Annotated in this window: 14 protein-coding genes; 8 read left to right on the forward strand and 6 right to left on the reverse strand. The window is 59.9% G+C overall.

Annotated features, from left to right (window positions below):
- Nucleotides 1-50: 50 nt before the first annotated feature.
- From ACP7E3_RS09680 to ACP7E3_RS09690, 3 genes are read left to right on the forward strand one after another with little or no spacing between them, the layout of a single operon-like run.
- Nucleotides 51-425, forward strand: a complete 375-nt coding sequence (locus tag ACP7E3_RS09680) for a GtrA family protein (protein WP_046384565.1) — start codon at nucleotides 51-53, stop codon at nucleotides 423-425.
- The gene (locus ACP7E3_RS09685; RefSeq protein WP_046384564.1) at nucleotides 422-1,396 is read left to right on the forward strand and encodes a glycosyltransferase family 2 protein; all 975 of its coding nucleotides are present in this window, start codon (nucleotides 422-424) and stop codon (nucleotides 1,394-1,396) included. Before ACP7E3_RS09680 ends, ACP7E3_RS09685 begins: the two co-directional genes overlap by 4 nt.
- On the forward strand, nucleotides 1,393-2,964 hold the full coding sequence (locus ACP7E3_RS09690; RefSeq protein ID WP_426122968.1) for a glycosyltransferase family 39 protein: 1,572 nt from the start codon (nucleotides 1,393-1,395) through the stop codon (nucleotides 2,962-2,964). Before ACP7E3_RS09685 ends, ACP7E3_RS09690 begins: the two co-directional genes overlap by 4 nt.
- Before the next feature lie 78 nt (nucleotides 2,965-3,042).
- Here ACP7E3_RS09690 and ACP7E3_RS09695 read toward each other — a convergent pair whose 3' ends face one another.
- On the reverse strand, nucleotides 3,043-4,662 hold the full coding sequence (locus tag ACP7E3_RS09695; RefSeq protein ID WP_046384562.1) for an FMN-binding glutamate synthase family protein: 1,620 nt from the start codon (nucleotides 4,660-4,662) through the stop codon (nucleotides 3,043-3,045).
- 303 nt (nucleotides 4,663-4,965) lie between these two features.
- On the opposite strand from ACP7E3_RS09695, the gene ACP7E3_RS09700 reads away from it, so the two are divergent.
- Both ACP7E3_RS09700 and ACP7E3_RS09705 read left to right on the forward strand, forming a co-directional pair.
- Nucleotides 4,966-5,244, forward strand: a complete 279-nt coding sequence (locus tag ACP7E3_RS09700) for a type II toxin-antitoxin system RelE/ParE family toxin (RefSeq protein WP_082107797.1) — start codon at nucleotides 4,966-4,968, stop codon at nucleotides 5,242-5,244.
- An 8-nt stretch (nucleotides 5,245-5,252) separates the two neighbouring features.
- On the forward strand, nucleotides 5,253-5,558 hold the full coding sequence (locus tag ACP7E3_RS09705; protein WP_017844583.1) for a HigA family addiction module antitoxin: 306 nt from the start codon (nucleotides 5,253-5,255) through the stop codon (nucleotides 5,556-5,558).
- Nucleotides 5,559-5,638: 80 nt separating this feature from the next.
- On the opposite strand, the gene ACP7E3_RS09710 is transcribed toward ACP7E3_RS09705, so the two are convergent.
- Genes ACP7E3_RS09710 through ACP7E3_RS09725 form a run of 4 tightly spaced genes read right to left on the reverse strand, consistent with a single transcriptional unit; the run spans nucleotide 5,639 to nucleotide 11,736 of the window.
- Nucleotides 5,639-7,030 carry an ATP-binding protein gene (locus tag ACP7E3_RS09710; RefSeq protein ID WP_046384561.1) on the reverse strand — a complete coding sequence of 464 codons (1,392 nt, stop codon included), beginning with the start codon at nucleotides 7,028-7,030 and terminating at the stop codon, nucleotides 5,639-5,641.
- Nucleotides 7,027-8,841 carry a DAHL domain-containing protein gene (locus tag ACP7E3_RS09715; protein WP_046384560.1) on the reverse strand — a complete coding sequence of 605 codons (1,815 nt, stop codon included), beginning with the start codon at nucleotides 8,839-8,841 and terminating at the stop codon, nucleotides 7,027-7,029. The genes ACP7E3_RS09710 and ACP7E3_RS09715 overlap by 4 nt, the downstream gene beginning before the upstream one ends.
- A gap of 10 nt (nucleotides 8,842-8,851) precedes the next feature.
- Nucleotides 8,852-9,838, reverse strand: a complete 987-nt coding sequence (locus ACP7E3_RS09720; RefSeq protein WP_108525880.1) for a cytochrome-c peroxidase — start codon at nucleotides 9,836-9,838, stop codon at nucleotides 8,852-8,854.
- Between the two features lie 23 nt (nucleotides 9,839-9,861).
- Nucleotides 9,862-11,736 carry a putative bifunctional diguanylate cyclase/phosphodiesterase gene (locus tag ACP7E3_RS09725; protein ID WP_079442940.1) on the reverse strand — a complete coding sequence of 625 codons (1,875 nt, stop codon included), beginning with the start codon at nucleotides 11,734-11,736 and terminating at the stop codon, nucleotides 9,862-9,864.
- Nucleotides 11,737-11,993: 257 nt separating this feature from the next.
- Here ACP7E3_RS09725 and ACP7E3_RS09730 point away from each other — a divergent pair, with 257 nt between their 5' ends.
- Nucleotides 11,994-13,340 carry an HD domain-containing phosphohydrolase gene (locus ACP7E3_RS09730; protein ID WP_079442941.1) on the forward strand — a complete coding sequence of 449 codons (1,347 nt, stop codon included), beginning with the start codon at nucleotides 11,994-11,996 and terminating at the stop codon, nucleotides 13,338-13,340.
- A gap of 48 nt (nucleotides 13,341-13,388) precedes the next feature.
- On the forward strand, nucleotides 13,389-13,802 hold the full coding sequence (locus ACP7E3_RS09735; RefSeq protein ID WP_057004335.1) for an NUDIX hydrolase: 414 nt from the start codon (nucleotides 13,389-13,391) through the stop codon (nucleotides 13,800-13,802).
- A gap of 31 nt (nucleotides 13,803-13,833) precedes the next feature.
- On the opposite strand, the gene metR is transcribed toward ACP7E3_RS09735, so the two are convergent.
- On the reverse strand, nucleotides 13,834-14,751 hold the full coding sequence (gene metR / locus ACP7E3_RS09740; RefSeq protein ID WP_017844590.1) for a transcriptional regulator MetR: 918 nt from the start codon (nucleotides 14,749-14,751) through the stop codon (nucleotides 13,834-13,836).
- Between the two features lie 289 nt (nucleotides 14,752-15,040).
- Here metR and ACP7E3_RS09745 point away from each other — a divergent pair, with 289 nt between their 5' ends.
- Nucleotides 15,041-19,975, forward strand: coding sequence for a dermonecrotic toxin domain-containing protein (locus ACP7E3_RS09745; protein WP_426122973.1), 4,935 nt, complete (start codon nucleotides 15,041-15,043; stop codon nucleotides 19,973-19,975).
- The last annotated feature ends 35 nt before the right edge of the window (nucleotides 19,976-20,010 follow it).

Raw genomic sequence — 20,010 nt, forward strand, 5'->3', positions numbered from 1 at the left:
GGACCGCAGGCGCCGTGGCTTGCTAGAGCAAGGCCTGACGGGGCAACGGTATGACCAGATTGTGGAAGGGATTCTCCAGCTACACAGTGATTGGCATCGCCAATACGCTGATCCATTGGCAGCTGTTTTTCGTGTTCCGGGCCGCATTGGAGCTCAGCCAGGCGGTGAGTAATGTCCTCGCGTTTTGCGTGGCAGCGTCCTTTTCGTTTTATGTCAACGCGATCTACACCTTTGCCATGCCCCCTTCGCTGCCGCGTTACGCGCTGTTCATGGCCTGCATGGGCGGTGTGAGCCTGGGCGTGGGGTGGCTGGCGGATCGTTGGCAGGTGCCGGGGATTCTCACCGTGGCGGTGTTTTCGCTGATCAGCCTGGTGTGCGGGTTTTTGCTGTCCCGGTGGGTGGTGTTTCGCGAGCGTGGGCAATGAGGGTCTCGCTGGTGGTGCCTGTGTATAACGAGGAGCAGGCGCTGGGCGTGTTTTACCGCAGCGTGCGGCAAGAGGCCTCGTTGCACGAGCAGACGCTTGAGATCGTGTTTATCAACGACGGCAGTTCCGACCGCACCGCCGAGCATGCCCGGGCTATCGCCTTGGCCGATAGCGGCGTGGTGCTGATCAACTTCTCGCGTAACTTCGGCAAAGAAGCCGCGCTGTTCGCCGGGCTCGAATATGCCACCGGAGATGCGGTAATCCCGATGGACGTGGACCTGCAAGACCCGGTCGAGGTCATCCCGCACCTGTTGGCCGAATGGCAAAAAGGCGCCGACGTGGTATTGGCCAAACGCAGGGATCGCTCCAGCGACGGCTACCTCAAACGCCGCAGTGCGTCGCTGTTCTATCACCTGCTCAATCGTATTTCCTACACACACATTGAAGAAAACGTCGGCGACTTCCGGTTGATGGACCGCAAGGTGGTGGACGTGATCAAGGCCTTGCCCGAGCAGCAACTGTTCATGAAAGGCGTGTTGTCCTGGGCCGGCTTCAACGTCGCGATTGTCGAGTACGACCGCGCGCCCCGTGCTGTCGGCCAGAGCAAGTTCAACGCCTGGAAACTGTGGAACCTGGCACTGGATGGAGTCACCTCGTTCAGCACCTTGCCGCTGCGGTTGTGGAGCTATATCGGCGGCGGTATTTCGCTGCTGGCGCTGGTGTACGCCGGGTATCTGGTGGTGGACAAAGTGTTGTTTGGCAATGCGGTGCCGGGGTATCCGTCGTTGATGACGGCGATCTTGTTTTTGGGTGGGGTGCAACTGATCGGGATCGGGATATTGGGCGAGTATGTGGGGCGGATTTATATGGAGGCCAAGCATCGGCCGAGGTATGTGGTGAAGGATGTGTTGAATAGTTCAGGTAAATGTCAATTTCAAAGGCCGGATAATGAATCGGAGATGAGTAAGTGAACCTAAAAAATACGTTGGCTTCAATTGGGTTTACGCGTGATTTGCCTTTTTTTTTAATGATTGTCGGGCTTGCTGTAGCACTCCGATTCTATAACTTAACGGGTGCGTCTATCTGGTCTGATGAGGCATTTAGTCTGTTGTTTGTCACGTATTCGTACTCTGATATATGGGTGTTGAGCACTGTGGATGTTCACCCGCCTCTTTATTATTTTATACTGCGGGCCGTGATGCAGGGGGCGGGCAGCGATAGCTTAATCTGGATGAGGGGGTTCAGTGCAGTCGTAGGCGTCCTGAATGTAATTTTGGGTATGGTATTAGCCAGGCTGATCTCTACGCGCCGGGCATCCTTGATAGCCGGGTTATTTCTTGCCTTGTTGCCTATTGCAGTGCGCTATAGCCAGGATGTACGCATGTATGCGCTGATGGGGTTGTTACTAACGGCTGCCACAATCGCACTGGTGTGTTGGGTCAGGGATTCTGCCAGAACAGGCTACTTGGTGATCTATGTGTTACTGATGGGGGCGGGGTTTTATACTCATTATTTTGCAGTGTTTTGTGCGATTTCACACTGGCTGTACATTGTGTTTCTGCAGTTTCGCAAGCCTGGAGTGAATAGCTATATATCAGCTCCGGCTTGGTGGTTGGCAAATATTGCGATCGCTCTGCTATTTGCCCCCTGGTTACCGAGCTTTATTAATCAGACTCATAACACTTGGGCGATAGGGTGGATTTCAGAGGTAACGTGGTACAGCTTGCCTTCCGCAATATGGCGATTTCTTATATTAGAGGATGCTAAGGATTATCAGAGCGTGGTTTATTGGATGTTGCCCGTGGTGTGTTGGATAAGTGGTTTGGCAGTTCTTTTCAATGACAAAAGCAAATGGTCTTCTCAGGTGTTAATTGCTGTGTGTTTTTTTGTTCCTGTGCTAGGGGGTTTTCTCATCTCTTTGGTAAAACCTTTGTTTGTAGAGCGATATTTGTTTTTTTCGGCAGTAATGCTTGCTGTTGTTATGGCTGTGGCCGTTGATAAAATTAAAAATGCGGTGTTGTTTGTAGTCTCGGCTATGGTATTTTTAAGTGTTGAAATTTTTGGATTGATGAATTTTTATTGGGGTGAAACCACAATGAATAATCCAAGTAGGGTTCAGGTTGATAAAATGAATGAGCTGATGCTTGAGTATGAGCAAGGGCGTAGGCCGGGCGATGCAATAATTGTATATGACCCCTATATATTTTACGCTGCAATTTATTACGATAAAGGCAGAAGCAGGGTTTTATTATATACGCCGCCTACTTTGGATGGGCGATCAGGCCGACCCAATGGCAAAGGTTTTTCTATGCCGATGGATAAATATCCAGAGAGCACTTATGTCGATAGCTTTGAAGGGCTTATCCCGCCAACTCGTCGCGTATGGTGGATCGCAAATTTTGAGCAGGCGCAGCGGTCCGCCATTCGATTTCCCCATAACTGGCGCTCTGTACATCAAGAGCGTAAAGGTGATCAGATTCTTGAACTTTATGTTATATGCGAAGCGAATCCGATAACTGATGTTGAGGTATGCGAGTAAGCCGCTGATGATGAATGTCGGCGGCTGCCCCTGTCTTTTTCCTGTAGGTGTTCGTATGGGGAGGAGGCAGGATTGTGCTCAAGCCACTTTTACTTCACTGGGCTCAAAACTATCCGCCCGCGCCATCTGCCACATGCGCGAATAAAACTCGCCGTTCACTTCCCCGGTCAGCAATTCCCCAGGCTTGAGGAACACATGCAGCTGTGAGAACAGCTTGATCTCGGTCGCCGACATGCGTCGCACCAAATGCTTGGCCGACAATTGCGACGGGTGTTCCAGGCCCGCTGCCGCGAGCATTTCGGCCAGGGCCTTGAGGGTGTTGCGGTGGAAGTTGAACACGCGCTGGGCCTTGTCCGGCACGACCAGGGCGCGTTGGCGCAGTGGGTCCTGGGTGGCGACGCCGGTCGGGCATTTGTTGGTGTGACAGCTTTGCGACTGGATGCAGCCGATGGCGAACATGAAGCCGCGCGCCGAGTTGGCCCAGTCGGCGCCGATGGCCAGGACGCTGGCGATGTCGAAGGCGCTGACGATCTTGCCGCTGGCACCGAGTTTGATCTTGTCGCGTAGGTTCAAGCCCACCAGGGTGTTGTGGACGAACAGCAGGCCGTCGCGCAGCGGCACGCCGATGTGGTCGGTGAACTCCACGGGCGCGGCGCCGGTGCCGCCCTCCTTGCCGTCGACCACGATAAAGTCGGGGAGGATGCCGGTTTCGAGCATGGCCTTGGCGATGCCCATGAATTCCCACGGATGACCGAGGCAGAACTTGAAGCCCACCGGCTTGCCGCCGGACAACTCACGCAATTGGGCGATGAAGTGCATCAACTCGATAGGCGTGGAAAACGCGCTGTGGCGCGACGGCGAGACGCAATCTTCGCCCATCAGGATGCCGCGTGTCTCGGCGATTTCCTGGGTGACTTTGTGCTTGGGCAGAATCCCGCCATGGCCAGGCTTGGCGCCCTGGCTCATCTTGATTTCAATCATGCGTACTTGCGGGTTCTGGGCCTGCACCGCGAAGCGTTCCGGGTCGAAATGGCCGTCGCGGGTACGGCAGCCGAAGTAGCCGCTGCCCAGTTCCCAGGTCAGGTCGCCGCCGTTTTCGCGGTGGTAGGGGCTGATGCTGCCTTCGCCGGTGTCGTGGGCGAAGTTACCCAGCTTGGCGCCCTGGTTGAGCGCGCGGATCGCGTTGGCGCTCAGAGAGCCGAAGCTCATGGCCGAGATATTGAATACCGAGGCCGAGTACGGCCGCTTGCATTGCGGGCCGCCGACCATCACGCGAAACGAGCTCGGGTCAGTCAACGGCGCGGGGCGCATGGAGTGGCTGATGAACTCGAAGCCCGACTGGTACACGTCGATCAAGGTACCGAAGGGTTTGTCGGCGGTTTCGTTCTTGGCGCGCGAGTAGACCAATGAGCGTTGCGCCCGGGAAAAGGGCAGGGCGTCGCTGTCGGACTCCAGCAGGTACTGGCGGATCTCCGGGCGAATGCCCTCGACCAGGTAACGGATATTGCCCAGGATCGGGTAGTTGCGGCGTATCGCGTGGCGGCTTTGCAGCAGGTCGAAGAGGCCGAGCAGGCTGAGGACGCCGGTGACCAGGGTCATGGGCCATAACCATTCATGTTCGACAAAGGGCAGGCTGGCGAGGGTGAACATCACGCATACGGCAAACACCGCGTAGCGGCTTAGCAAGGACAGGCTCATACGGTTACCTTGGGATCGGACTCTTCTGGTCGGTGCGGCATTCTGCGCCAGTAAGGAAACCCTGAACAACCTGTAGGTGCATTCGCTTGGGTCGCATAGACACGGCGGACTGGCCCGATATAGACAGTTGGCGTGAGGCGTTCCGGCCTTACCTCTAAGGCCGTTCCAGTGTCTGGAGCGGCTTTTTTTGACGGCGGCACTGACCGCTCGTCGCCCTCCCTCAGCGCCTATTCAACTGTCGGTTGAATATATCGACAATCCATGTAGAGTTGCTCGTTAACGAATAACGTTAAGCATTAAGCGATGATCAGAAGCTTTAAATGCGCCGAAACCCAAAAACTGTTTGAAACCGGTCGAACCCGACGTTGGTCCGCTGTCGTTTCCGTGGTGGAACGAAAGCTGAGCATGCTGGATGCGGCGGTTGAACTCGCTGACTTGCGCTCACCGCCCGGGAATAGGCTGGAACCGTTATACGGTGACAGAGAGGGGCAACACAGTATCCGAATCAATGGTCAATTCCGGGTCTGTTTCATTTGGGGGCCTCACGGCCCTGAAAATGTTGAAATTGTGGATTACCACTGAGGTGAATGATGTTTAAGAATGGCATGCGACCTGTACATCCTGGGGAAATACTCAAGGAAGAGTACCTGGAACCGCTGGGCCTGACCGCAGCCGCTCTCGCAAGGGCGCTGCATGTTTCCGCCCCTACGGTGAATGACATTGTATTGATGCGTCGGAGCATCAGTGCGGACGTTGCATTACGCCTGGCAGTCGCGTTGGAGACATCTGCACAGTTCTGGCTGAACCTGCAGACCGCCTATGATCTGCGCACTGCGGAAATTGCCAAAGGCGCCCAGATTTACAAAGAAGTCGAGAGAGTTGCGCATTGCGCATGAGCTCGTATCGGGTCCTATTCGAACTCGATGGAAAGTTCGGGCGTTGATCCAACCGTTGCGTGATGCTTTTTCGAACGGGCCTACACCGCTGTTTGGCGAATGGGCAGCACTACCCGGAACGTGGTGCCTTTGCCCAGTTCGCTGCTGACGGAGATTTCGCCATGGTGTTTCTTGACGATGCCGTAGGAAAGTGACAGCCCCAACCCCGTGCCTTCGCCCACCGGCTTGGTGGTGAAGAACGGATCGAAGATTTTCAGCTGGGCGTCCGGGGCAATCCCGCAGCCGTTGTCCGCGATTTCCAGCCAGATGTTCTCGCCGTCCACGCCGTTGCTGATGGTTATGGTGCCGCGCTCCGGCCCGATGGCTTGCGCTGCGTTGATCACCAGGTTCATCACCACTTGGTTGAGCTGCGAGGCCAGGCATTCGATTTCCGGCAAGGGCGCATAGTGCTTGATGACGTCGGCTTTGTACTTGAGCTCGCTGGCGACGATGTTCAGGGTCGAATCGATGCCTTGTTGCAGGTTGGCCCACTGCCAGGTCTGGTCGGTGTCCACTCGGGAAAAGTCTTTCAAGTCCTTGACGATCTGCGCCACACGGCCAATGCCTTCCTTGGATTCGTGAATCAGCGTCGGAATATCTTCCCTGAGAAAGTCCAGGTCCAGGCGTTGGCGCAGGGCTTGGAGCTGATCATCGCCGATCGCGGCTTCGGCCTGGCGGTAGGCATCGAGCATCTGCTGCAGCTGTTTGAAATAGCCTTCGAGGGTGCCGAGGTTGGAGGAAATGAACCCTACCGGGTTGTTGATCTCGTGCGCCACGCCCGCGGCCAGTTGCCCCAGGGACGCCAGTTTTTCCGATTGCACCAACTGGCTTTCGAGCTGTTTGCGTTCGTCGATCTCCTGTTGCAGGGCCTGGCTGGCCTGGGTCAGCGCTTGGGTACGCTGTTCCACCAACAGCTCCAGGTGGCTGGTTTGCAAGGACGCGCGGCGGGCCATGTCCCATTTGGCGGTCAGGGTGTTGGCCATTTGCTGGACTTCGATATTGTCGAACGGCTTTTTCAGGATCAGCAGCCGGTCATGGGCACGCAGGCGAAACAGCAGCTCTTCCCAGGAATAATCCGAGTACGCCGTACACACCACCACCTGCAGGTTCGGGTCGACCTTCCACAGTTCTTCGATGGTTTGCGCGCCGTCCCAGCCCTGGGGCATACGCATGTCGACGAAGGCCAGGGCGTAGGGCAGTTGCGCCGCCATGGCCGCCTCGAGCAGTTGTAAACCTTCCTGCCCACCGTAGGCGGAGTCCAGCTCGAACAGCGGGCTTTGCGGCTGTTTGTCGCTGGTGCCGAACAGCGCGGCTTCCATCGCGTCCAGGGCCTGGTTCTGTTCCAGGGGCGGCTTGAGGATCTTGCGGAAATCTTCGTGAATCGAGGGCGTGTCGTCGATCAGCAGAATGCGCCGGTTCGGTGGTTGGTTCATGCGGGGCCTGCAGCATCGTTGAGGGGGATTTGCAAGGTGAACAGCGCGCCTTTGCCCGGACCATCGCTATAGGCGGTAAGCCGGCCATTCATTTCAATCGCCGCCAGGGCGCAGCTGTGCAGACCGAAGCCATGACCTTCCTTGCGAGTGGTGAAGCCGTGGGTGAAGATCCGCGTCATGTTTTCGGCGGGGATGCCTTCACCTTCGTCTTTGACGCTGATTTGCAGGATGTTGTCCTCTACCGTCTGGATCGACAACGTAATCTGCCGAGGCCGGTCGGTCAGGTTGGACATGGCGTACTTGGCGTTGCTGATCAGGTTGACCATGATCAGCAGCAGCCGGTGTTTGTCGGCCATGATCTGCGGTACGTCGGCGTATTCCTTGACCACCGTCACATGATGGCGATTCAGCGCGCCGGAATTCATGCGCAGCGCGTCGTCCATCAGGGCGCTGACCTGCAAGGGCTCCAGCACGCTGGAAACGCCGGCGTAGGATTGCTGGGTGGAGACGATGTCCTTGATGTGGTCGACGCTTTTGCTCAATTGCGCCAGCTCGTCGGTCAGGCCCTGTTGCTCGACGGCAATGGCTTCCACCAATTGGTTGAGGTAGCCCGGCAGCAGTTTGCCTTTTTCGTCTTCGCGCAGGTAAGTGCCCAGGTCATCGGGGTGTTCGTTGATCAACTGCATGGCCTTGCCCAACCCCAGTGCTTTGCTGGTGCGCAGCTTACGCGCGACCAGGTCGGCGGAGATGTTCACGCTGTTGAGTACGTTGCCCACGTTGTGCAGCACATTGGTTGCGATTTCCGCCATGCCGGCCTGGCGGGCGCTGTCGAGCAGTTCGCTTTGCGCATCCCTGAGCTGGCGCGTGCGTTTTTCCACGCGCTGTTCCAGGCTGGCATTGGCGGTGTGCAGGGCGCGGTTGACGCGGTTGATCACGGTGAAACTGCGCAACAGCCTGATGGCCAGGTACAGCAGCAATGCCACCAGCAGGGTGGAGAACACCAGCAAGTAGTTGTGATACTTCTGGTCGATCAGGTCGGCGGCCTGCTGATCCTGGTTGAGGTGGGTGGTCAGTTCGTCCAGGCGTTCGGCCACGGGAACCGCGGCGATGCGTTCCAACAAGGTGTTGACCAGCGGCTGTTCGCGCAGGATCAGCGCGACGTGGTTGCTGAGAATCTCCACCGGCAGGTGGAAGTCGGCCGGCAAGCGTTCTTTGTTCACCGCCAGCAGGTTCAGGCCCAACAGAATCTCGGCCGCGCGGTCGTCGCTGGCAACCTGGGCGAATTCCATGCTGCTGAGCAGCAGGTCATAGGTGTCGGTGGCCACGCTTTGCAGCGGCAGCCGCTGTTCGTCGTCGAGCCGTGTGAACGCGGCCTGGATATCGTTTTCAGCGGTCGGCAGGAACGCCAGGGAGTTGCGCAGCACGGCGTTATGGGACTTGAACTGGTCGACCAGCCGCGCTTTGTCCTGGATCGCCGCCTGACCGGCATCCAGGCTGGCTTGCCAGCCGGGCAGGTCTTTGGGCGCGTGATACGACTCGTGCTGGCGCAGTTCCTCCCAGATTCTTGTGATCTGCGTCAGCGGCGTCACCAGGGGGTCGTAATTGTGGGTCAGGGCGATTCTGGCCTTGAGCACCTCACTGTCCCACTGGGCGTTGAGCTGCTGCATCTGGCGGATCAGGTCGCGGGATTCGGTGTAACGGCTGGTCTGGTCAGTACTTGATTTGATGTACAGGAACACCAGTATCGATGCCAGCAGCAGGGTCGCGGTGCCCAGTAGTAGTTGGATGACGTAGTGGCGGGAGAGTCTCATGACCGTCTGCTCATAAAGGTTTGCCCGCCCATTGGCCGGTCAGGGTCTTGAGAAACTTGATGATCTGGTCCTTGTCTTCCGCGGAGGGCACGCGCCCCAGTTGGAATCTGAACATCACATCCACGGCTTCTTCGAGGGTCTTGGCCGAGGCGTTGTGAAAATACGGCGCGGTGACGGCGACATTGCGCAGGCTGGGCACCTTGAACACGTTACGGTCTTCTTCGTCGTGGGTCACCAGATAGCGGCCCAGGTCGGTCTCGGCGGGCGTGCGGCCCTTGAAATAATCATCCATCACGCCGAACTTCTGGAACATGTTGCCGCCGATATTCATGCCTTGATGGCAGGCGATGCAGCCATATTCCTTGAAGCGTTGGTAGCCGTATTTTTCTTCGATCGTGAGGATATCGGTATTGCCCAGCAGGTATTGGTCGAAGCGGGAGTTGGGCGTGAGCAGTGTGCGTTCATACGTCGCCAGGGCATTTTGCACGTTGGCCGCCGTCACGCCGTCGGGGTACACCTGACTGAAGGCGGCCTGGTACTGCGGCATGGCGGTGAGGTTGTCGACCACGGTTTTCCAGTCGCTGCCCATTTCCACCGGGCTGATGACCACTTGTTCGATCTGGGCCTCGAGGGTATCCACCCGACCGTCCCAGAACTGCTTGAAATTCAGGCTGGCGTTGAACACCGTGGGTGTGTTGAGTTTGACCGGCTTGCCATCAAAGCCCAAGGAAAACGGCTTGTCATCGCCCCCGCCCGTTGCCAGCTGGTGGCAACTGGCACAGGACAGGCTGTCATTGACCGACAGGCGTTTCTCGTTGAACAACTGGCGGCCCAGCTCAACTGTTGCCACATCCAGCAGCGGCACCGGCGGCAGTGGTTTGAGCGGCTCATCCAGTGGCGCGGCCGCCGCGGGCAGGGCGGCGCCAACCCCGAGGGCGACGGCAAGGCCGAGTGCCCAGGGTGACGGGCGAGGAGAGCGGGTGAGGGGACGGATCAAGCGTTCGTTCCTTGAATAGACAGTCACTGGGGGGGCATCAGGCTGCGTTGCCCGGCTTGCATCAATTGGGCGAATTCAGCGGCCGCCACGGCTTTGCTGAACAGGAAACCCTGGCCCTCCTCACAACGGTGGGCTCTGAGGAACGCCAATTGCTCAAGCGTTTCGACGCCTTCAGCAATGATGTCCAAGTCCAGGCTCTTGCCCAGGCTGATGATGGCACTGATCAGTTGTGCGTCCTGGCTGTTTTCGCCCAGGCCGCGCACGAAGGATTGATCGATCTTCAACACATCGATGGGAAACCGGCGCAAGTAACTGAGGCTGGAATAGCCGGTGCCGAAATCGTCGATCGACAGCCGCACGCCCAAGGCTTTGATGTCTTGCAGGGTGACGAGCGTGTCTTCGACGTTTTGCATCAGTACGCTCTCGGTGATTTCCAGTTCAAGCAAACTGGGCGTCAGGCCGGTGCGTTGCAGAATGGCCGCCAGGTTGGCGACAAAATTGCGCTGGCGAAAATCAATCGCCGAAATATTCACCGAGATACACAGTGCAGGCAGGCCGGCGGCGCGCCAGGCTTGTGCTTGCTCGCAAGCTTGGCGCAACACCCATTGGCTCAAGGGCACGATCAGGCCGCTGTCTTCGGCCACGGGAATGAAGGCTGACGGGTAGATCCAGCCGTGATCGGGCTGGTGCCAGCGAATCAGGGCTTCGGCGCCGACGATCCGCCCGCTGCTCAAATCCAGTTTCGGTTGGTAGTGCAAAATGAACTCATCGCGCTGCAAGCCCTGCCGGATCGCGCTTTCCAGGCTCTGCTGGGCCTGGGCGCGCAGGTTCATCTCGTTGACGAAGAAACTGAAGTCGTTGGGGCCATGGGCTTTGCTGGTGTGCATGGCGGTTTCGGCGTTCTTGATCAGCTCCACCGCGCTGAAACTGTCGTTGGGGTAAATGCTGATGCCCAGGCTTGCGGTGACACTCAAGTCATGCCCAGCCACATAGTGTGTCGTGCTGATGGCGCCGAGCAGTTTTTCGGCAATGTACTGGGTTTGCTGGGGATGCTTGATGTCGTTGAGGATCAGCACGAACTGGTCGGAGCCGTAGCGAAACACCGAATCCGACGCGCGCACCGTGGCCACCAGGCTTTGGCTGACCTGCTTGAGCATTTCATCGCCGACTGGATAGCCCAGGGCATTGTTGATGCGCTTGAAGCGGTCCAGGCCGATAAACATCACGGCCAACTGGGTGTCATGGCGCCTGCAGACGGCAATGGCCTGCGTCAGCCGGTCGCCCAGCAGGGTGCTGTTGGGCAGTTCGGTCAGGGCATCGTATTGCAGCAGGTGTGAGACCTTCAGCAGTTCCTGCACGCGTTCTTCGACCGTGCGCTCCAACCCCATCAGTTTGAGCGCGGCATCCTGGGCCAGCTGCCATTTCCAGGTCAGCGCGCTGGCCATCTGGCGGATTTCCAGGTTGTCGAACGGCTTTTTCAGGATCAGCAACTGGTCGCTGTATTGGATGCGCGCTTCGATGGCTTCGAAGGAATAGTCCGAGTAGGCCGTACACAGGGCGATCTGCAGGTTCGGGTCGACGTTCCACAGTTGTTCGATGGTTTCCAGGCCGTCCCAGCCCGGCGGCATACGCATATCGATGAACACCAGGGCGTAGGGCGCGTTGTCGGCCACGGCCTGGTTGACCAGGGCGAGGGCTTCCTGGCCCTGATAGGCAGAGTCCAGCACAAAAGTCTGGCGCACGGTGGGGGCGGTGCCGAACAGGGTTTCTTCGATGCTGTCCAGGGACTGGCCGCCTGTGGTATCGGCGCACAGGATCTTGCGGAAATCCTCGTGGATGGAGGCCGCGTCATCGACGATCAGCACCCGTCGATTGGCCCTTCCTGAGCACGGATTCATGGCTGACACCGGGACGCAGGCAACTGAAGATTCTTACGCATCGGGCTTCCTTACCTTGAATGCTTCAATAAACAGGGAACAGTCATGGCTTCATGCTACTAGCATAGCCGGGTCCCTTGAATAAGTACGCCAGTTGGCGTCAAATCACCCTCAGTTACCCCAGCGTGCATCTAGCGCTCATTGCTTATGCAAGTACAGCGATCGATCACGCCAGGGCGCAATGAAGCAACCGAGTACCATCGCCAGGAGGTGTCGCCATGGATGAACAAACTGCTACGACGTCCCCTTACAGACCTACTATTTTGCTGGTCGACGATGAAGAATCGATCCTCAACAGCCTGCGCCGCCTGCTGCGGGGCCAGCCTTATGATGTGCTGCTGGCCAGCAGTGGTGCCCAGGCCCTGGAAATCATGGCTGCCGAGCCCGTCGACCTGCTCATGACCGACGCGCGCATGCCCGCGATGGACGGGGCGATGCTGCTGGCCGAGACCCACCGCCTGTACCCGGCCACCACGCGCATCCTGCTGACCGGCTATGCCGACATGACCATGATGATCAAGGCGATCAACGAAGGTCAGATCCACCGCTATATCAGCAAGCCCTGGAACGACGAGGAAATGCTCCTGACGTTGCGCCAGTCCCTCGAACACCAGCATTCCGAACGCGAGCGCGTGCGTCTTGAGCAGTTGACCCGCGATCAGAACGAGCAGTTGAAGGCCCTCAACGCCACCCTGGAAAAGCGCGTCGAAGCGCGCACCAGCGAGCTGCAGCAAACCGCCGACATGCTCGACCTGGCCTACGACGAGCTCAAGCGCAGCTATGTGACCGGCACCGAAGTGTTTTCGCTGCTGGCCAACCTGCGCCTGCCCAAGCAGAAGCAGACCAACCGCCAGTTGATCGAGCTGATCCGCGTGTACTGCAAAGCCCAGGCGCTGGACGAAGCCAGCGCCCGTGACCTGACCATGGCCGCCGCGCTCTACAACATCGGCAAATTGAGCTGGAGCGACGGCATGATGGCCGTCCCGTCGGAACTGCTGCACAGCAACGACCGCGAACGCTATCGCGCATACCCGGCGCAGAGCGAGTCGTTGCTGATGACGCTCGAGCCGATGAAGGACGCCGCACGGCTGATCCGCCACCACCAGGAACGGTGGGACGGCACCGGGTTTCCCGATCACCTCAAGGGTGAAACGATTCCCTTAGGCGCGCGCTTGCTCAAACTGGCGGTGGACTTCATCGAACTGCAGAAGGGCCTGATCCTGGAACGGCAGATGAACAGCGATGAAGCGCTGTTGTACATCCGCAAGTACGCGGGGCGGCTCTATGATCCGGACATGGTCGAAGACTTCGTCCTGGCCTGTGCCACATTCCTCAACGACGTGACCCTGGGCGACCCGAGTGTCAAAGTGCTGAGCACCCGCGAACTGGCCGACGGCATGATCCTGGCGCGCAACCTCAACGCCGATAACGGCATGTTGCTGCTCAATGCCGGCAAAGTGCTCAACTTGCCGCTGGTGGACAAGCTGATCGCGTTTGAAGCCATGGAGGGCGCCAAGTACAGCGTGTTTATCCGCGAACCGGAAGAGCCGCATCTTTTGAGCTGAGGCGCTTCATGGGATCATTGTGTCTTTGCATTCAAGGTGATTTTGTCCATGCCAACCACTATCCGTATCGCCGCCGCGCTCCTGATCGGCGGCGACGGCCAGACGTTGCTGGTGCGCAAGCGCGGCACCCAGGCATTCATGCAACCGGGCGGCAAGATCGATGCCGGCGAACAACCGGTCGAAGCGCTGGCCCGTGAGCTGCACGAAGAGCTGAACTTGCACATCGAGCCGAGCCAGGCGGTCTACCTCGGCCGTTTCTCGGCCCCGGCCGCCAACGAGCCAGGTTTTACGGTGCAAGCCGAACTGTTCCAGGTACGGATCGACGTGCCGGTGACCCCGGCCGCCGAGATCGAAGAAGTGCGCTGGATCGACCCGGCCGGAGACGGCGGCCTGCACCTGGCGCCCTTGACGCGTGAGCTGATCCTGCCGTTTTATCGCAAATCGCTGACCACCACCGCCTGATTGGCGGGTTCCAAGGACTGAGCCGTGCCCCTCAACGCACGGCGCTGACCCCATCCAGTGTGGAAAACGACGTGTCCTTGGCCGTCAGCAGGAAGTCGCGCATGTACGGCGCGTCCAGCATGTCTGCACGAATCCCCGCATACAGCGTTGCAAACAGGCCTTTCTCACCCAGGCGCTTGGCCTTGACGTAACCGCGCGAGCTGTATTCATGCAGCGCCCAATGCGGCATGCCGCAAACGCCACGACCGCTGGCGACCAGTTGCATCATCATCACCGTCAGCTCCGAGGTGCGTACCTGGGCCGGTTCGACATCGGCGGGTTCGAGGAAACGGGTGAAAATATCCAGGCGGTCGCGCTCCACCGGGTAGGTGATCAGGGTTTCGCTGAGCAGGTCTTGCGGCACGATGTACGACTTGTTCGCCAGGGGGTGCTGGTTGGCCACGGCCAGCATGGCTTCGTAGGTGAACAGCGGCACATACGTGATGCCCGGCAGCTCCAGCGGGTCGGAAGTGACCACCAGATCCAGGTCGCCACGGGCCAGGGCCGGCAGCGGGGCGAAGGCGAAACCGGACGCCAGGTCCAGCTCGACCTCGGGCCAGGCATCGCGGAACTGGTCGATGGTCGGCATCAGCCACTGGAAGCAGCTGTGGCATTCGATAGCCATGTGCAGGCGCCCGGCGGTGCCACCGGCCAGGCGCGCAATGTCACGCTCGGCGCCGCGCAGCAGGGGCAGGGTGGCGTCTGCCAGTTGCAGCAGGCGCAGGCCGGCGCTGGTGAAACGCACCGGTTTGGTCTTGCGCACGAACAACGGCATGCCCAACCGCTCCTCCAGTTCTTTGAACTGGTGGGACAGGGCGGATTGGGTCAAGTGCAGGCGTTCGGCGGCTTCGACCAGGCTGTCGGCCTCGCGCAAGGCGTGCAGGGTTTTCAGGTGGCGGATTTCCAGCACCGTGGCCTCCATGAGCAATATTGATGAGCAATTCGAATAGGGTGAGTTTGTCTCATGTTGCGCGGGCTGTCGACCTGCCAGCCGGCGCACGAGGTTCATATCCCGCCATACATTGCGAAACGGCGCTGGCCCGGAGCCCCGGCGGGCCCCGCGTGTGTGGACATAGTCAATTACGCATTTCTTGTTTCACCGTAGGGATGAGTGGGTATTTTTGCCGCGACATTCGTCCCGAAGAGCGCTCCATGCGTCGTTGGGACGACACCGTATTGCCCCGCCAAGGATGTGCCCCATGACCGCTAGCACCGCTGCAATGCCCTTCATCCCTCGTCTGTACCCCGCTGTACCGCCGGCCAATCCAACCCCTTCGCCCCCTGCACCCGCGTCCACCTCCCTGAGCCGTGCCGGCGCCATCGCCGAGGTGCAACCCCGGCCCCGCGCCAGCCACCTCGCCGCCCACGCCGTCAGCAGCCAGTTCGCGACGCGGCCCGACGTGCGCTCGGTTGTCAGGGACATGCTCGGCGAGGCGATCAACAGCCTGTATCCAGCGCTGGAATTCGACGTGGCGCGGACCTCGGTGGCAGAACCGATCGCGGAAAACCCGGTTCAATACCGCTTGACCCCGCTGCTGGATGTCGCGCTCAACCACCTGGCCGCCGGGGCCGATATCGATTTCACCGACAAACATTCATGGCCGCAGAAACTGGTCAAACAGGGAACCGGCACCACCCTCAGAGTCCCCGACGCTTCAGGCAACCGGCGCGAAGACATCGACATGTCGGCCATCGAACTGGCGATCCGCAGCCTTCGGCCCAGCCTCAAAGACGCGTTTGCGCGAGCCTTGACCCGTTACTGGGGACAAAATGCTGTCGGGGCGGACAACCGCTGGTTGTGGCTCAGCGGCACGCTCAGCGACAACCTGCGCAGTGCGGCGCTGAAACAGCCCGGCCTTACCAATGCGCAACGCGCCACCCTTGACCAGGTGGTCACCTGGCCCGAGCGTGCGCAACGCGTGAGTGCCAACGGCGACGACGCGGCGCGGGTCTTCGTGCTCGACACCAGCGTCCGCTACGGTGGCGGTGCCTCCACCCAGCTCAGCCCGGATCTTTTGATCACCCGTCAGATCGGCGCCAGCACCCAGGTTCTGCATGCCGCGGCCAACGGCCAGATTACCCCTTACGACTCGCTGGAAGCCTTCGGCAAGGCCTGGGGCGAGACGCTGGAAAACGACTTCGTCTTCGACCACTTGACCTGGAAACGCCAGGAGCCGGACGCGAATATCTTCGATGCGCAAGCGGGCATCATTCTGAACAACCAGTTGCAGGCGATAGACAGCATCGAACTCCCGCCAGCCGGCAGCCTTCAGGCTCTGGAGCAGCGCTTCAGCGTGCTCAGCGATCCGAGCCCGTGGTTTGTCGGCGCCTATGCCGCAGATTCCGCGGAACTGGCACGGCTGCAGGAAAAACTGCCGCAGTGGATGCGCAACGCCGACCCGGCCGATCGCCTTGCCTACCATCGCCACGCCCTCGAACTGGCCAGCGATGTCCAACGCAACCAGGGGCGTAATTTTTTTTCGGACATCCCCGATATTCGCACCTATACCCAGCAACAGCTGCAAGCGCAGTTGCAGAACACCGGGCTGCTCGCGGACCACCTCGACGTCACCTTCAAGGTACCGGTCGGCACGTTGGGCAGCGGCTACATCGAGCGCGTCACGATGAGCCTGACCGACATGGCCTTGCGCAATCTGGCCGGGCTGCCCAAGGGCGAAATCGAAGTGCGCCACTTCGGTCAACCGATCAGCGACCCGGCAATGCCGCAGCGCTTGAAAGACATCGTCAGTCAGGTGGACATCGGCAAACACTATCCTGCGTTGCTGCAAACCCACCTGCTGGGTGACAGCGATGAGTCACGTCGGCGCAGCGCCTTGTTCGCCCAACAAGTCCCGCGCCAACTGGCGATGCAGGCGCTGGAACTCAAGCTCAAGGGCGAAGCGGGCATCACCGCGCACGGTTACCGGTATGTGGAGGCGCTGCTGACGCCCGGCGCTGGAGCGAAACAGGTCGACGGGCAAGACATCGTCATGCGGCCCCTGGCGTTTATCCGCAAGCCCGGCGCGACACCCGATGTGGTCCAGAACATGTTCGTCATCGAGCCAGCGAATGCGGCTGTCGGCCCGCACCTTCTCTACCGGCCGCTGTTGTCCCCGGTATTGCAGGAATTTGCCACGCGCCAAGCGCTGCTGGAGGCGGTGCAACAGCCCGGCCCCTTGCAGCAAAGCGTGCTGGCCTGGTTGCCCGACGACAGGACGCGCGCGGTGTACGGCAACGGCGGCTTCAAGATTCCCAACATTGCCCGCTACAGCGTCTTCAACGAGTTCGACGCGCCCGCCCAACCGGCACCGACGACACTCGCCGTGGACGGCTATGACGCCGCCAGCACATTACGCCAGGACCTGGAGCAAGGGCGCCTGATGCAGCACCTGTACCAGAGCAACACCCACAGCCTGGTGAACCTGGCCCAGGGGCAATCTGTATCGGACGCGCAGAGCCGCTGGGCTTCCTTCAAGGAACTGGGCGGGTTGTTGTTCAACACCCTGTTACCCGTGTTGCGTGGGCCTGGGGCGATGGCGGGGTGGTTGTTGCAGTTGGCCGGCAGCGAGGACGATATCCGCAGACTGTCCAACCCCGCCGCCCAGGGCGACAGCACGGCCAGCGTGGTGGACCTGTTGCTCAATATGGGCATGGTCTTGACCCATTCCGCGCCCGCCGACGCCGCGCAGCCGCCGCTGACGCTCGACGCTCTCAAAGCCATCGCGCCAAACGATGGCCCGCTGCGCCGCGCCCCGGGCCAGACGCCGGGCGTCCATCGCGCGAGCATCCGCCAAGGCAGTGTGGAGCCTTCTGCCAGCGTCGTCGGCGGTCATGCGAGCATGCTGGATTTTGCGTTCTCCAGCCCGCGCCGCCTGAGCCCCGGCCAGCTCGCGCAGATCGAGTCATTCCGGGTAGCCGCGCCGGTCGATGTCGGTGCGGCGATTGCCGAGGGGCCAAAACAGGGCCTGTACCTGAGCCAGGGCGGGCTGTACGCCAACATCGACAAGCAGTGGTTCCGGGTGGCCAACGACCTCGACGGGGTGTTCATCATCGACGCGAACAACCGCGCGCGTACCGGCCCGCCGATCAGGCGTGACGCACAGGGGCGCTGGAGTTTCGACAGTCGCCCCCGGCTGCGCGGTGGCATGCCGCGCAAGAGCGGCGTCGCCGAGCGGGTCAAACAAAACAGGCAGGCACAACAGGCGCGAGGGGAAGCGTTCAGTCAGGCCGTCGAGGCTGCACTTGTATTGGATGGACCGAGGGCAGACTCGCGTAATCAAGTGATTGCGAGCATTACCGACTACTACAACGGCCGTAAAAAACTGCGCACGCTGTGGGGGCTGTCCACCACCGGGGAGCATCAACAGCGCTTTATCGCACCTTACCTGGCGCAGTTGGAACTCACGAAGAACCTCAGGCAGACCATCGACCAGCAACTCGTGCAACTCAAGCAACGCACTGAGGTACACAGTGCGGCGGCTCAGACCGCCATTGACCATCTGGTGCCGAAAAAACTCGGCGCAGTGGATGATCTTTCCGAAGAAAAACAGGCGCGCTCCAATCTCTATGAGACGGTGCTCGACAACTACCGTGAAATCGAACAGTTCTACACCACGCTGGCCGAAGACAGCAATCAACACGTCCCCAGCGGACGCTCGATGGCGGAGGTGGTGAGCGAGGCAAGGACCGGCTCCAAAAGCACGTATATCGAGCTGATGGACAACTTCGCCAGGGTTTACCGCGACTTGGAAAGCGTGCGGGAAGCCGCCCTGGCCTCCGCCGCCGAGCTGGAGAAATGGACGGACGATTCGTCGTTCGGCAAAACCAAGGCCGCGCACTTCCTCAAGCAGCAAGAGCGACAGCCACCTGCGATTACGGCCCTGCGCATGAAGCTGACCAGCCTGACCAACCTCAAAGAACTGAGCCTCGATCGCTATGCGCGAACGAGCGACCCAGTGGAGTCGTTTTACCTGCAGCGCTTGAGTTCAACCAACCTGATCCCCGTCTACAACGCTCACCTGGACCTGCGGCAGTACACCGGTTACAGCTTGAGCGAACGCAAGGCGACGCTGGAAACCGTCATCGGCACCTACCAGCGCGTGCTCAGCGACAGCCTGGCGATACAGGACACGAATCCCGGCCTTCAGCGAGCCGAGTATCAGCAGCTGTTTGCCGAACGCCTGCGCGATGTGATCAACGATGCCCAAACCGACCTGGCCGAAGTGATGCGCGAGGAACAAGCGCTGGTGCCTGCCGCTGTCGTGCGTATCGATCAACGGCAAAAACCGGCGGGCCAGCGCACGTTCAAGACCCGCGACAAGGAAACCCTGATCGGCACCGCGCGCCCCCAGGCGGCAGGCTCCGGCGTGATCATCGATGTGCTGGACCCGCAATCCGGCCGGTCGGTCGCCAGTTACAGCGAACACGCGAGCGAGGGCGAGTGGGTGAAGATCGTTCCCGCGCAACCCGCACGGCCCGCGTCATCGCCAAAGTCGCTGTCAACGCTCAAGTCCGACGCCAGGAAACTGCTCGAAGAAAGCGCCGGCATTGAACGCACGATCGCGTTCCAGAAACGCAAACTCAACGACCCGCAACGCCGGGAGGGCATCAACCCGCTGGACTGGAACGACATGCTGCAAGCCCAGGCCGAGCGGCTTCAGGCGACCGCCTTGCTGGCCGAAACCCGTCACGGCAGCAATCCCGAAACCGAACAATGGGTCAAACAGTGGCGCACGGCGGCGGACGAACTGCTTGCCAAGGCCCGCCAACATTGCGCCGATGGCTACAAGCTCCTACCCCCCAAACCGGAAAACATCGACTACCTGTGGAAGCACGGGTTCGTCGACATCAACCTGGTCCAGCGAGACATCGCGACCAAAAGCGGCGATGTCTTCACCGAGTACGCCGTGCGTGAAAAAGGCAAGGTCGACGTCTTGTGGTATGCCCATTTCCACTACCCGGCCAAAGGTTCGCCGCGCAATCTCTACACGGCGGCGCACCTGAAGATCCCGTCGCAGCGCACCAAGACCCAGAAAGACCTGGTGGCCGAGGCGGGCAATAACCGCGTGGTGGAACAGATCGTCAGGGCGCGGATCGGCCCGCCGCTGGATGAAAAACTGTTTCTGACGCTGTGACCGAAGCGCTCCGCTGACAGCCGCAGGCCGGCGCG

Source organism: Pseudomonas sp. PSPC2-3, from assembly GCF_049898265.1.
Lineage (GTDB): Bacteria > Pseudomonadota > Gammaproteobacteria > Pseudomonadales > Pseudomonadaceae > Aquipseudomonas > Aquipseudomonas veronii.